The sequence below is a fragment of the Aquimarina hainanensis genome (assembly GCF_042684685.1).
GTDB lineage: Bacteria > Bacteroidota > Bacteroidia > Flavobacteriales > Flavobacteriaceae > Aquimarina > Aquimarina hainanensis.
The window spans coordinates 200,901-214,903 of record NZ_JBHULX010000039.1; the positions used below are offsets into that span (position 1 = coordinate 200,901).

Annotated in this window: 14 protein-coding genes and 1 pseudogene; 11 read left to right on the forward strand and 4 right to left on the reverse strand. The window is 33.7% G+C overall.

Going from position 1 to position 14,003, the window contains the following annotated elements; translation table 11 throughout:
• Nucleotides 1–4 precede the first annotated feature (4 nt).
• Nucleotides 5–589 carry an RNA polymerase sigma factor gene (locus tag ACFSTE_RS16835; RefSeq protein WP_176030492.1) on the forward strand — a complete coding sequence of 195 codons (585 nt, stop codon included), beginning with the start codon at nucleotides 5–7 and terminating at the stop codon, nucleotides 587–589.
• Nucleotides 590–595: 6 nt separating this feature from the next.
• The gene (locus ACFSTE_RS16840; RefSeq protein ID WP_378254537.1) at nucleotides 596–1,342 is read left to right on the forward strand and encodes a tetratricopeptide repeat protein; all 747 of its coding nucleotides are present in this window, start codon (nucleotides 596–598) and stop codon (nucleotides 1,340–1,342) included.
• A 327-nt stretch (nucleotides 1,343–1,669) separates the two neighbouring features.
• On the opposite strand, the gene ACFSTE_RS16845 is transcribed toward ACFSTE_RS16840, so the two are convergent.
• The 3 genes from ACFSTE_RS16845 to ACFSTE_RS16855 are packed head-to-tail and all read right to left on the reverse strand — an operon-like array spanning nucleotide 1,670 to nucleotide 3,664.
• Nucleotides 1,670–2,212 carry an RsmD family RNA methyltransferase gene (locus ACFSTE_RS16845; protein ID WP_176030490.1) on the reverse strand — a complete coding sequence of 181 codons (543 nt, stop codon included), beginning with the start codon at nucleotides 2,210–2,212 and terminating at the stop codon, nucleotides 1,670–1,672.
• 2 nt (nucleotides 2,213–2,214) lie between these two features.
• Complete coding sequence (locus tag ACFSTE_RS16850) at nucleotides 2,215–3,039, reverse strand: DUF3822 family protein (protein ID WP_378254540.1); 825 nt, start codon at nucleotides 3,037–3,039, stop codon at nucleotides 2,215–2,217.
• Nucleotides 3,020–3,664, reverse strand: a complete 645-nt coding sequence (locus ACFSTE_RS16855) for a hypothetical protein (RefSeq protein WP_176030488.1) — start codon at nucleotides 3,662–3,664, stop codon at nucleotides 3,020–3,022. The genes ACFSTE_RS16850 and ACFSTE_RS16855 overlap by 20 nt, the downstream gene beginning before the upstream one ends.
• A 138-nt stretch (nucleotides 3,665–3,802) precedes the next feature.
• On the opposite strand from ACFSTE_RS16855, the gene ACFSTE_RS16860 reads away from it, so the two are divergent.
• From ACFSTE_RS16860 to ACFSTE_RS16880, 5 genes and pseudogenes are all read left to right on the forward strand, one after another.
• Nucleotides 3,803–5,230 (forward strand): ATP-dependent DNA helicase, encoded by a 1,428-nt coding sequence (locus ACFSTE_RS16860; protein WP_378254542.1) that lies wholly within the window; start codon nucleotides 3,803–3,805, stop codon nucleotides 5,228–5,230.
• A gap of 12 nt (nucleotides 5,231–5,242) precedes the next feature.
• Nucleotides 5,243–5,812 carry a DUF4126 domain-containing protein gene (locus tag ACFSTE_RS16865; RefSeq protein WP_378254544.1) on the forward strand — a complete coding sequence of 190 codons (570 nt, stop codon included), beginning with the start codon at nucleotides 5,243–5,245 and terminating at the stop codon, nucleotides 5,810–5,812.
• A gap of 74 nt (nucleotides 5,813–5,886) precedes the next feature.
• Nucleotides 5,887–6,609: pseudogene (kdsB, locus tag ACFSTE_RS16870) on the forward strand (3-deoxy-manno-octulosonate cytidylyltransferase); the annotation flags it as partial.
• Nucleotides 6,610–6,678: 69 nt separating this feature from the next.
• Nucleotides 6,679–7,740 carry an iron-containing alcohol dehydrogenase family protein gene (locus ACFSTE_RS16875; RefSeq protein WP_254884149.1) on the forward strand — a complete coding sequence of 354 codons (1,062 nt, stop codon included), beginning with the start codon at nucleotides 6,679–6,681 and terminating at the stop codon, nucleotides 7,738–7,740.
• Between the two features lie 29 nt (nucleotides 7,741–7,769).
• The gene (locus ACFSTE_RS16880; protein ID WP_176030485.1) at nucleotides 7,770–8,324 is read left to right on the forward strand and encodes a 1-acyl-sn-glycerol-3-phosphate acyltransferase; all 555 of its coding nucleotides are present in this window, start codon (nucleotides 7,770–7,772) and stop codon (nucleotides 8,322–8,324) included.
• Here ACFSTE_RS16880 and ACFSTE_RS16885 read toward each other — a convergent pair.
• Nucleotides 8,311–8,811, reverse strand: a complete 501-nt coding sequence (locus tag ACFSTE_RS16885) for a hypothetical protein (protein ID WP_378298300.1) — start codon at nucleotides 8,809–8,811, stop codon at nucleotides 8,311–8,313. The genes ACFSTE_RS16880 and ACFSTE_RS16885 overlap by 14 nt on opposite strands.
• Nucleotides 8,812–9,523: 712 nt before the next feature.
• On the opposite strand from ACFSTE_RS16885, the gene ACFSTE_RS16890 reads away from it, so the two are divergent.
• The 4 genes from ACFSTE_RS16890 (at nucleotide 9,524) to ACFSTE_RS16905 (ending at nucleotide 14,001) form a co-directional block, all read left to right on the forward strand.
• Nucleotides 9,524–10,069: a YybH family protein gene (locus tag ACFSTE_RS16890; RefSeq protein WP_176030484.1), complete on the forward strand. Its 546-nt coding sequence runs from the start codon at nucleotides 9,524–9,526 to the stop codon at nucleotides 10,067–10,069.
• Between the two features lie 406 nt (nucleotides 10,070–10,475).
• Complete coding sequence (gene lysA, locus ACFSTE_RS16895) at nucleotides 10,476–11,747, forward strand: diaminopimelate decarboxylase (RefSeq protein ID WP_176030483.1); 1,272 nt, start codon at nucleotides 10,476–10,478, stop codon at nucleotides 11,745–11,747.
• Between the two features lie 117 nt (nucleotides 11,748–11,864).
• Nucleotides 11,865–12,128: an acyl carrier protein gene (locus ACFSTE_RS16900; RefSeq protein WP_176030482.1), complete on the forward strand. Its 264-nt coding sequence runs from the start codon at nucleotides 11,865–11,867 to the stop codon at nucleotides 12,126–12,128.
• Between the two features lie 298 nt (nucleotides 12,129–12,426).
• Complete coding sequence (locus ACFSTE_RS16905) at nucleotides 12,427–14,001, forward strand: class I adenylate-forming enzyme family protein (protein WP_378254551.1); 1,575 nt, start codon at nucleotides 12,427–12,429, stop codon at nucleotides 13,999–14,001.
• Nucleotides 14,002–14,003: the final 2 nt, after the last annotated feature.

Below are 14,003 nucleotides of genomic sequence, written 5' to 3' on the forward strand. Positions count from 1 at the left end.
ATCTATGATAGAAACCGAAGATAAAAAGATTTTGACAGGTATTATTGCGGGAGATGAAACCGTTATTAAATCCTTCTACAAGAATAATATCCCGTACATTAAGGGGTATGTGCTAAAAAATTCTGGGAATGAACAGGATGTAGAAGATGTTTTTCAAGATGCAATTGTATTTGTCTATCAAAAATTTAAAACGGACCCCTTAGATATTCGATATTCTTTGAAAACTTATTTTTATGCAGTTTGCAAGAATATATGGAGAAATCGATTGAGAAAAAATAAGCGGTTACAATTTAAAGAAGAACCATTGATGATATCTGAAATAACTGAGCAATCAATTCAAGAAGAATTAGAAAAGAAGGAGCAGGAAAGTCTATATAGAAAGTACTTTTTGCAATTAGGGGATCGTTGCCTTGAAGTTTTAAATCTCGTTTTTGAAGGAAAAAGTATGCGAGAAATTTCAACGATTACAGGATATTCAGAAGGGTATGCCAGAAAAAAGAAATTCGAATGTAAAAAACGATTATTGGAGATGATAGAAAATGACCCAATGTATGATGAATTAAGATATAGTAATACGGAAAGGAGTTAGAAGATAATGGAAAGGACACAAGAACTTTTTGAAAGAATTGAAGCATATCTGGAGCATGATATGTCAGATCAGGAAAAAATACAGTTTGAACATGAGATGACGAATGATCAGGCATTGCAAATTGAAGTAGAGAAACATCGTTATTTACATACAGTATTAAAAGACAGGGATACAATAGATTATACGAGAAAAATAAAAAAAATAATTTCTGAGTCAGAAGAAAGTCATGCGGATACAAATAAGAAGACACTCTTTTCGGAAAAGAAATGGTTTTTCTTGAAGATAGCTGCTTCTGTTCTTTTGGTTATCGGATTAGGAGTTGCTAGTTGGAATATCTTTGGAAAACAAGAGACGCCGGAGGAAATATTTGCTTCTGTATATGTACCCTATCCGGTAGAAAGTGTAACAAGAGGAGAGGAGCACGATAAAGAATTACATCGACTATATCAGTATTATGCTCACGAGAATTATGGTCGGGTAGTTTCATCTGTTACAGATAGAATTCCCCGTACAGCTTTATTGTATATGTATATGGGAAATAGTTATTTGAATACCGGAGAGATACAAAAAGCAATAGAGCAGTTTTCTGCTATAAAAAAGAAAGACTCTTTATACGAAGCAGCTTTATGGTATCTGTCATTAAGCTATATAAAAGATCGTAAGCTTTCGTTGTCTAAAGAAACGTTGGAGAAACTAATCAAATATGACGGAGTTTATAAAGAAAAAGCAAAATATTTACTAAGAAGATTATAGAAAGAAGGCTTCTTTTTCTTAATCTAAAAACGAATAAAAATGCAGGAAATAAACTTTTCTGCATTTTTTATTGAAAATTAGGGTAACAAATCGGTGATTAATGTCATTAATAGATATAAGGGTATCCAATGTGTAATGCTATATTACATAATTGATACGATACGTAAACCTGAGCTACAGTGCGCGTGGGGTACGCTGTGGCTGGGTTTATTTATAATAATAAAAAACCTCAGGCGGTAATAACTACGCTGAAGTAAGTACGAAACATATGATAAAAGGGGACCTGAAATGAGTACTTCTTTTCTAAAAGTGACACAGGAATTCTATTTAACTTGTTTTTTCGAAGAAACTAAATACAGAACCTCCATATCCTCTGGCATAAGAAAAGTGAGGAGTAGTTTCTAATGATGTATGTTTGGAGTGCTCTATAATTAAAACACCATCATCCTCTAGTAATTCATGTGTAAATACTAATGAAGCAATCGTTTCAAATTGTTCTTGTGTAAAATCATATGGAGGATCAGCAAAAATAATATCAGCCGTTTTTTTAACTTTCTCTAGATAGGAGTATACATCACTTTTGATGGTATCAATAGAAAAATCCAGCGATTGAGCAGTGTTTTTTATAAATCCCACACATCCGTAATGAGCGTCAACAGCTGTAATATGCTCAGTTCCTCGAGATGCAAACTCAAAACTGATATTACCTGTACCAGCAAATAAATCAATAACGTTGATTTCTGTAAAAGAATACTGGTTATTCAATATATTGAATAAGGATTCTTTTGCCATATCAGTTGTTGGACGAACGGGGAGCTTTTTTGGAGCTTGTAATCGTTTTCCTTTATGAGATCCCGAAATAATACGCATATCTAGAAATGATTTAGTAAAGTATAATGTTGATGTGGTTCAAATGTAGGGAACATTCCAGGGTTCTTTAAGCGAATGTTACTTTCTCCAAAGCGAATATTCCGAATGTAAGTGTAGGCAATGTTGTATAGTTCACTGTCTTTGGTAATGGCTCCTAGAAACACCAGTTCAAATTCTTCAGGGTTTAACTGTAGTTGTTCTGCCGTAAAAAGAAGGTAATACAAAAAATCTTCTTTAGTTTGATATATATATGTATTTCCTAAAACAAACTTCCCTTTGTTGATAACGATGATTTCAAATGTTTTTTTCGAAACATGTACAAACATTTTTACGGTTTCACTATGTTTTTCCTGTGTGAGTAACCGGTCAGCTAATACAGTGCTTATATGTTTGTAAGTAAAAGATCCATAGGTGTCAAAAAAGAAATTATTGATATTGGCATATGGCACATATACAGTGATGAGCTCGTGTTGTTCTAAAGCATCATATGTAATAAAATCCGTAGCCAGTATTTTTACGTTATAACGCAGGTATTCTTTTAATAAAACTTCTGAAAATAAGGCTTTAGGAACAAAAGTATATAAGTCATTAGCATAGAGAACTTCTACGGTAGAACACGCCTTATGTAATACCGTTTGTGTGTTAAAAGTATCTTTTATGACTTTTAAGGTTTGTTCGGGCGATAAGTATGTCCCAAAATCTTTTTCGTATAAATACAAGATTTCATTATCCTCATTTGCCGTACAAAAAGAAAGTCCATTCAAGCTTACTTGAATGGACAGTCGATGTATTGTATTATCTGTAGTATTACTGATCGTTTGATCCATAAGATTTTGGCCAGTTACCAGAAGTGTTTACTTCAGTCATTGATCCTACGGAAAGGTGAGTACCATTAACACCATCTACAGAACGTACTTCTTTTTCCTGTGCTAATAAATCAGAATCTTGATCATGTAATAAGATGTCTTTAGCAACTTTTGCTTCAAAAACAGCAATCTTAAGATCGTTTTTCTCTATGAAACCAGAATTCAGTTCAAAATTAGCATCTTTTCCTTCCACAGGAACTTTAAACATATTTTTATAATTATCATTTTTGAATAAAGAATCTTTTACAGATGCATATCCAAGAGTATCTATAACAACTGTATCTCTTGGCTCATCAATTTTAAGAATTTTATTAAAACGAATAAAACTAGAATCTCTTCTCTGTGTAAGTGTAAACTTAGCAGTGTCTATAAACGCAATTAATTTCGCCGGATCTTTTTCGAATTTCCCTGTCACTGTTTTATAAGCTAATTCAGCCTTTCTGATATCCTTTAAGTTTTCAATAGCTTTAGCATAACGTACTTTCTTAACCTGATTGAATTTAACGGGACCGTTGATAGAATTGAATACTAGGTAACCTAGAAAAGCGATAACTACCCACAGAACTAATTGAAGAACAATTTTCATTTTATAATTTAGCTTTTAAACATTAGTGTATACGCAAATCTACAATTTTTTTTTAATCGTAAAAGTTTATTCACAAAAAATCATTATTATCTTTGATTTATTAACAACATATATGTACAAAAAGATTAATATTTTTTTATGAGGGAAACAGAATTTTACACACTATTAAAAAATGATTTTCCCTTCCAACCTACTATAAAACAGGATGTCGTTCTGCAAAAAATAGCACAATTTGTGTTGTCAGATGATAAAGATGGTCTTTTTTTGCTAAAAGGATATGCAGGAACAGGAAAAACGACATTGATAGGAACCTTGGTCAAGAATTTGTGGAAAGCAAAATTAAGTCCGGTATTATTAGCACCTACAGGTAGAGCTGCTAAGGTGATCAGTAATTACTCGGGAAAACAAGCACAAACAATTCACAGAAATATCTATTACCCCAAAAAAAACGGATCAGGAGGTATGGCTTTTCAGCTAAAACAAAATAAAAAAAGAAATGCCATTTTTATTGTGGATGAAGCCTCCATGATATCTGACGCGCCAAGTGAAAGTAAATTATTTGAGAATGGATCCTTATTGGATGACCTGATGATGCACGTGTATTCTGGTCATAGATGTAAGATTCTTTTTATAGGGGATACTGCTCAGTTGCCACCAGTAAAATTAGAAGTAAGCCCTGCATTAGAAGTAGATACTTTATCATTAGGTTTTAATAAAGAAGTGACAGCAATAGAACTAGATGAAGTAGTACGACAAGCAGAAGATAGTGGGATTCTAATGAATGCTACCCGACTAAGAGAATTGCTTAATGAAGGGGTTTATGATCATTTTCAGTTTGACATACAAGGATATCCGGATGTGATTCGACTTATAGATGGACATGAGATTATGGATGCTTTAAATGATTCATATGCCAATGCCGGACATGAAGAATCCGTAATTGTAGTTCGCTCCAATAAAAGAGCTAATATTTATAATAAACAGATTAGATCCAGAATTTTATTTCAGGAAGAAGAGTTATCCGCAGGAGATTACTTAATGGTCGTAAAAAATAACTATTATTGGTTGGATACCAAGAGTGAAGCAGGTTTTATAGCTAATGGAGATACGATTAAAGTATTAGAAATTTATGGAATAAAAGAGTTGTATGGTTTTCGTTTTGCAGAAGTGAAGATCAGTATGGTTGATTACCCGAATCAAAAACCATTTGACACAGTATTGGTATTAGATACTTTAGAAGCAGAAACTCCCTCATTGACATATGAAGACTCCAATCGGTTATATCAGGAAGTGATGAAGGATTATGAAAATGAAACTTCTAAATATAAAAAGTTTATGAAGGTTAAAAACAATAAGTATTTCAATGCACTACAGGTCAAGTTTTCTTATGCGATTACATGTCATAAATCTCAGGGAGGACAATGGGATACGATCTTTATAGAGCAACCCTATCTGCCAGATGGAATATCAAAAGATTACCTAAGATGGTTGTATACAGCTGTAACAAGAGCGAAAGAGAAGTTATACCTCATAGGGTTTAAAGATGATTTTTTTATAGAGAATTAGTATTTTTAGAAAATGCAAGAAACAATTATAAGTATCTGTCTGGGAATAGGATTGGCAGTTTCTGTTGGGTTCAGGGTGTTTTTACCCTTATTAGCAGTAAGTTTAGCTGGTTATTTTCAGATTATACCATTAAACGAAGAATGGCAGTGGGTAGGGAGTAATGCTGCTATTATTACATTGTCAGTAGCTACTATCGTAGAGATCTTCGCCTATTACATTCCCTGGTTTGATAATTTATTAGATTCCATTGCGATCCCATTAGCAGCAATTGCAGGAACCGCTGTAATGGTATCTACAGTAGCAAATTTGGATCCCTTTCTTACATGGTCGCTTGCGATTATCGCAGGAGGGGGGACTGCAGCTTCTGTGAAGAGTACGATGGGAGCCTCCCGCTTAACATCGACGGCAACCACAGGAGGATTGGCAAACCCTGTAGTTGCGACCGTAGAAACAGGAACTGCGACTGTTATGTCAGTAGCTTCTGTATTTGCACCTCTTATTGCTATCGTATTGGTTATCGGATTATTTTTTCTCTTTAGAAAGATGTACAAAAAACTATTTAAAGGTTCAAAAGAAAAATAATGATAAAAAAAAGTATTTTTGACGCTGAGAAAAAGCAAACCATTTTGAATAAAGTTAAGTTGAGGACCATTGCTATGATTCCGGCGCGCTACGCTGCATCCCGTTTTCCTGGAAAGTTAATGCAAGATCTGGAAGGAAAAACAGTGATTAGAAGAACCTATGAAGCAGCAGTAGAAACAAAGTTGTTTGATGATGTATTTGTAGTGACTGATAGTGATATTATTTATACAGAAATTACATCGCATGGAGGAAAAGCAATCATGAGTAAAGAAGAACATGATTGTGGAAGTGATCGGATTGCAGAAGCCGTAAAAGATATGGACATCGATATTGTAGTGAATGTCCAGGGAGATGAGCCCTTTACAGAACGAGAAAGTTTAGAGAAAGTACTGGATGTTTTTTACGGAGAAGATGCAGCACGTATTGACTTGGCTAGTCTGATGATCCCAATGAATGATTGGGATGAGATCGTAAATCCGAATAGCGTCAAAGTAATAGTTGATAAAAATGACTATGCATTATACTTCTCCAGAGCACCTATTCCATATCCAAGAGACAAAGAAATAAACCACACCTATTATAAGCATAAAGGAATTTATGCCTTTCGAAAAGAAGCTATTTTAAATTTTTATCAGTTGCCTATGAGGACACTAGAGGCATCAGAAAAGATAGAGTGTATTCGCTATCTGGAATACGGTAAGAATATAAAAATGGTAGTGACGCACCAAGAAGGTGTAGAAATTGATACCCCTGAAGATTTAGAAAAAGCAAAAAAACTACTTAACAAAAAGAATCTTTTGAGTACTGAAGCTAACACTATTGAAAAAAAAGAAGTATCGAATACTTCCGGGTATAAAAATTTTCCGATGGTCCCCAGAGTGATATTTGGGGCAGGATCTTTTAATCAGTTACATGAGATTATAAGACCGGAAAGAAAAGAAGGAGCACCATTTATTTATTTAATAGATGATGTTTTCGAAAATAAACCATCCGTTATAGCAGAACGATTGCCTATAGAAGGTCAGGATACAATTATTTATATATCCACTAAAGAAGAACCAAAAACCAGTCAGGTAGATGCTTTAGTAGAAAAATTAAAAGTCGACTACCCATATATTCCCAGCGGTATTATTGGAATAGGAGGTGGATCTGTATTGGATTTAGCCAAAGCTGTATCAATTATGTTGACGAATCATGGGAAAGCTTCTGATTATCAAGGCTGGGACCTGGTTACAAATAAAGCGGTGTACCATATGGGAATCCCGACTATTTCAGGAACAGGAGCAGAGGTGTCCAGAACGACTGTGCTTACAGGACCGGAAAGAAAATTGGGAATAAATTCTGATTATACTCCTTTTGATCAGGTCGTATTAGATCCGGAATTATTATCAGGAGTTCCGGCAGATCAATGGTTTTATACCGGAATGGATTGTTATATCCATTGTGTAGAATCATTAAATGGAACCTATTTAAACGCTTTTAGTCAAAGTTATGGAGAAAAAGCATTGGATTTGTGCAAGGAAGTTTTTCTGAAAAACGAGTTGACTACAGAAGAAATGAACGCCAAATTGATGATGGCATCTTGGCACGGAGGAATGAGTATTGCGTATTCTCAGGTAGGAGTTGCACATGCTATGAGTTATGGATTGGCGTATGTACTGGGTACAAAACATGGATTAGGTAATTGTCTGGTTTTTGATAAACTAGAAGCCTATTACCCGGAAGGAGTCGCTTTGTTTAAAAAAATGAAAGAAGCACACCGTATTACATTGCCAACAGGGATCTGCAAAGATGTTACAGAAGCACAATTGGATACAATGGCCTCTATTGCATTGGGATTAGTACCTTTATGGGAAAATGCTTTGGGAAAAGATTGGAAAGAAAAGATTAATGCGGATAAGCTCAAAGAGATCTACAGAAGCTTATAAAGCACAACTACGTACTTATTGAAAAAAATATGAAAACCCTATCATCTTTTATTTACTATCGTTTGATGAAATGGAAAATGATAGGTTCTTTTAAGGAAGATACGATCAAAAAATGTATAATAATTGTTGTACCACATACTAGTTGGCATGACTTTTATATCGGTTTGTTAGTTCGAAAAATAGCAGGAATCAAAATTAGTTTTATAGGAAAAAAAGAACTGTTTAGATGGCCTTTTGGATGGTATTTTAAGAAAGTGGGAGGGATTCCTATTGATCGAACCCGTGGACAGAATAAGGTAGAACTCATTGCAGAGGAGTTTGCAAAGAGAAAAGAACTTAGAATCGCATTAGCCCCAGAAGGAACCAGAAAAAAAGTGTCTTCATGGAAAACGGGTTTCTATTATATCGCTCAGAAGGCTCAGATACCGATTATCATGGTTACTTTTGATTTTGGAAAAAAACAAAATGTAATATCAGCACCTTTTTATCCAACTGATGATATAGAAAGTGATTTAGCGTATATGTATCAATTTTTTGATGGTGTCAAGGGGAAAGTTCCTGAATATAGTTTTACAATCGATTGATGTGTGGCTGCTTTTGAGATGGAGCATTTTTTTTAAGAATACTTTTTCCTCCGAATAAAAAGCGAGTGCTGGAAAATGTAGTCCCAAAAGTCACAGCTGCCTGATAGACCTGATCTATAGCACTTACTAAAAGTTGTGTATTGGTTTCTCTTAATGGATGAATGTATACAGACCAAACAATTCCATTAGAAATAGCATATCTGACATCCAGCGCAGAATGAAAATTTGCAGTCATGGCATCTAATAATAACTCTTTATTTAGTTGAGATGACTCAGTAATAGGACTCATAAAACGCAAACGATTGCTATTAATATCTGTAATACATATCATCATTACATTCTGATATTTGAATTGCCAATTTCCCGTAGATCCATGAACCGTATCCGTATGTGCTTTTATAATTTCCAGTAATTTTTCATTGGTCATGTCTTGCGAATGAACAGTAAGTAACATAAGAGAAAGAAATAAAAACAACAGATTTTTCATAAGCACTTTGGTTTTATCCATTAGTCGCTATATAGAAACAAACATAACAACTGTAGCTTAGGTAAATTATCTATGTATAAGAGTAGAAGATAATTCTACAGAAAATAAAGGCTATTTCCTATTGGTATATAGTGTAGATGCCAAAAAGAAGTTTTATGAAAACATTATAAAAAAAGCAATTAATAGTTAAAATATAGATAAATTTTATTCTATTAGATTATAAAACAAATAAAATATGGAATAACCACACTATTAAATATAGTTATTAAGTAATTTTTTTGCGGAGTAAATATCAAAACCTCTTATTTATACAAAAAAATAACAATATAATCTGTTAGATCCCTTAAAGTGAAGCTGATGATAGTGAATTAATATTGTACCAACCATATCACACAAATTTATTAATTAAAAAACTCAGCAAATATGAAATTTACTCATTTAACCTATTTCTTACTGTGATTTCGATCAGAAATTAAAAAACCACCAATTTTTTATCAATAATAACCACAGGAGAAACTTCAAATGAAGTATTCTTTCTGGATCAACTATACAATACTGTTCTCATTGCACCTTCAATTAAGAACAGGAGCATTAGTAGAGTATCTATATAATCTAGTAGCATATTATATAAGGTAGCCATACATCTATTAATGACACTCAGTATTGTTGAGATCCATCATCTAAAATGTTTAACTAAAATTATAATCAAGTTATGAAAACAGTAAATTTTAAACTTGTAATGGCAGTAGCGATCGTTCTGATAGCCGTTACAACTGTAGTTTCTTTTACTACATATGAAAAATCAAAAACAATAAAGATAGAGTATAAGAGCTCTGTAGTCAGCTATTTTGGAACAAAAACAGTCAGTAAAGCAGATCTATTAAAAAATGCAAAGCTTATTGATATAGCAGATCGTCGTTTCGAAACGAAATGGAAAAATAAAGATCCAAAAGGAATTTCTGAAGAATATACCGTAGAAGGATCTGTTTTTATGAAACCAGGAGTGAAGCCTAGACTGGGAAGAGCTGAAATAGAAAGAGAATTTACAGAAAGTGTAAAGGGAGTTGATAGAGTAGAATTTTTTCAGGATGAGTTAGAATTTTATGGAGAAATGGATGTAGCATTTCAGCGCTGCCATATGCTTGGATATGTAAATAGTAAAAAAGAGCACATTTTTGAAGGTTCTTACATTATTTTATGGAAAAAAGTAAATGGAAACTGGCTTATTCAATACGATATGTTTAATGCCGATAAATAAGATCAAAGCACTCACTCAAATAAATAATCATAATTGAAAGTTCATAAAGTATTGTTAATGAATAGGTTTTTAACTAAAAACTAACGTTTTCGAATATAATAGTTGTCCATGTATGTTTTACCTTTGAATAACTTCTTATAAAATTCCTTCGAAGTGAAAACCATCATCTATTAAGAAGAATACCCCATATACATAATTAACATGAAGTGTTTTATTTATCCGGATTTAAATAACTAGGATAGGGTATACTATGGAGTATTCACAGAAAACAATTCAATAAATACCATCATTAAAATAATAACATTTATGAACCTGCTTCTTTATGAAAAGACAGCTGATATACTCTGTATGGCGAGTATTCATCTGGTCATAAAGAAATGAAAAAGAAAAATTAAAAAACAAAATCATGCAAACACACAAATCAAAAATTTTAAAAGCTGTAGAAGCTCATGGAACCCCTTCTTATGTATATGATGGAGAGCAACTAGTACATAACTATCATAATTTAGTCAATGCACTTCCAGACTGCGTCGATGTTTTTTATGCGCTAAAAGTAAACCCAAATGTGTCTTTAGTCAAGTTGTTGAGATCAGAAGGAGCCTGTACAGAAGTATGCTCGGTAACTGAGATGGAAATAGCATTAAAAGCAGGATCAACTCCTCAGGATATTGTATATCTGGGACCTTGTAAAAAGGATTATGAGTTGAAACGAGCAATTGAACTAGGAGTTTTTGCGATCGTTATAGAATCGGAAACTGAATTATATAGAGTTTCTAAGTTTGCAGAAGCAGCAGGGAAAGTGGTAGAGGTAGCAATTCGAATAAACCCTGATTTTTCAGCAAAAGGTTCTCCGTGGAAAATGGGAGGAAGACCTACTCAATTTGGGATAGACGAAAAACATGCAGTAAAAAATTTCGGATCGTATCTAAAAGTTCCTCATGTTCATATAAAAGGAATCCATGTTTACAACGGTACTAATATCCTGGATGCCCAGTCAGTATATGAAAATTCAAAATACATTTTAGGATTATACGAACAAATAAGTGAAAAATACCAGGTAACGTTTTCTATGGTAGATGTTGGAGGAGGAATGGGAATCCCTTATTTTCCGAATCAGGTAGCATTAGATATAGATGAATTCAGAAGTTTGATGGTTCCTTTATTTAGTGATTTTCATAAAAAATATCCAAATACCAGAATCATTATGGAGTCTGGGAGATTTATCATAGGTACTGCAGGCTATTTTGGAGTTACAGTGAACAATATTAAAGTAAATCACGGAAAAACATTTGTAGTAACAGATGGAGGAACGAATTGTCATTCTGCCTCTGCAGGAGCAGGAAGAGTGGTGAAAAGAAATTTCCCAATGGAAAATATTAGTTCAGACAGCGAAAAAACAAAGGAATATCAAGTAGCGGGACCACTTTGTAGCCCTGATGATATTATCGGTAGAAATATGATGCTAAAAGAAACCAGAGAAGGAGATGTATTGGTCATATCAGGTTCTGGAGCATATGGACCAAGTTCTTCCCCAGGGCTTTTCCATAGCCACGGATTTCCGGCAGAAGTATTAGTATATCAGGATAAGGTACACCTGATAAGAAAAAGAGATACTTCTGCAAGTATTATAAGTCAACAAGTGGAAGTAGATTTTTCAAAAGAAGTAGTATTACAGTAAACTACCTCGGGGTAACCCCATGAGGCATTAGCCGGGAAAAAATAAATTTCAAAGCAAGCCTCAGGGTATTACGTCCTTTAGAGGTGCCAAAACATAAAAAATAAAAAAGAAAAAGACATGAAAACAGCAATTTTAGAAACGATAAAAGACGGATTAGTAGATAGTATTGCGAATCTTACAAAAGAACAAATCCAATTAGAATCTCATTTAAAAAATGATTTAGGGATAGATTCCCTTTCTTCTATGTTTTTTCTAACCTATTTAGAAGATAATATAGAAGGTTTTGAAGTCAATGCAGATACAATAGAAGCCAGACATTTTAATACATTACAGAGTATATATGACTATGTACAGTCTGAGTTAGGTGTATTAGCTTCATAAAAAATCTAAACATAGCAAATTTTACGAATTTTATGTTTTCTGTTCATAAAAGATATTGATCAATAGAAATTTGCTGAGAGTTTGAGAAGGCGTCAATAGCTACGTTGATGCCTCTCAAATAATCAATTGACCGGGAAGCTTTCTTTCGGTCTCTATTCCCTAAAAAAACAGAGCTCTTCATTTACTTTTTTAGACGATAACAGGCAATTATCCAGATAAACTGCCCAGCGTACCTATGCATAAAAAATCGTAAAAAAAGAAGAGGAAAATCATTTAATAATTACATAAAAAATAAAAAATGAGACCATTACTTCATAATTTTCTAAAAGAAAACGTGCAGTGTCATCCGGCTAAAGTAGCTGTGACAATGGCAAAAAAAGAATATACATTTAACGATATTAATACACAGTCTGATCAGATAGCAGCTTACCTGCAGAAAGCAGGTGTTAAAAGAGGAGATAGAGTCGTGATTTTATTAGGAAATACAGTGTATACTGTAACCTCTTTCTGGGCAATACTAAAAGCAGGAGCTGTGGTTATTCCGGTAGGAATGGAGTTAAAGCCCGAGAAAATAGAATACATTTTACAAGATTCGGGGGCTACAGTTTTAATAACCAATAAAGAAGTGGTAGCTCAAAACAAAGAGATGTTAGAAAGCACTCCATTATTTAAGGTAATTATGGTAGATGAGACAAAAACTTATAAAGAAAACCTCTATGCCAATATGGAGACTGTTCTGGCAGATAAAGAATATGAACTTTCTCCTGTAGATACGATAAGTATTGACCTGTCTGCAATCATTTATACATCAGGATCAACAGGAGAACCCAAAGGAGTAATGCTTACCCATGAAAATATGGTAACAGCAACAAATTCTCTCAATGCATATTTGGGATACACGGTAGAAGATAAAGTGCTATGTGCGTTGCCTTTATCATTTGATTACGGACTGTATCAGATGATTATGTGTATTTCTACAGGAGCGACATTAGTGTTAGAAAAAGAATTCACTTGGCCTATTTTCTTATTGAAGAGTATAATAGCACATCAGGTAACAATTTTACCCGCAGTACCAACGATGGTTATGTTATTACATGAACAAAACAAAAAGTCAAAATTAGATCTGTCCAGTGTCAGAGCCGTGACCAATACAGGAGCAGCATTAACAGAGACGAATATCGGAATGGTTAAAAACTTATTTTCCCAAGCAAAAATATTCTCAATGTATGGACTTACAGAATGTAAACGATGCACCTATCTCCCACCTGAGGATATCGATAAAAAACCAAATAGTGTAGGAATTGCAATCCCTAATACAGAGTTATGGTTAGTCGATGACGATGGGTTCGTTATTAAAGAACCAAACCAAATAGGTCAGTTGGTTATCCGTGGAGCTACAGTCATGAGGGGATATTGGAATAAACCTGAAAAAACAGCAGAAAAACTGAAAGAAGGGCTTTTCCCAGGAGAAAAGGTATTGTATACAGGTGACTATTGTTCATTAGATGAAGACGGATATCTTTATTTCAAGGGGAGAATGGATCATATGATTAAATCCAGAGGAATAAAAGTAAGTCCAAAAGAAGTAGAAGACTACATAAGTAATATTCCTGAAATAAATTCGGTATTAGTTACAGGAGTACCTGATGAAGATTATGGAGAAGTATTGTTTGCTTTTGTTGTATTAGAAGAAGGAAAACAACTTTCTAAGGAAACCATTATAGCATTGTGCAAACAAGATCTGGAAGCTTATAAAGTCCCTGAGTATGTTAGCATTATCACTTCGATGCCTAAGACTCCAAATGGAAAATTTGATGTTATAAAATTAAAAAATCAAGCATTAGAAGAAGTGAAAAATAATGTAAAAGCTTGATT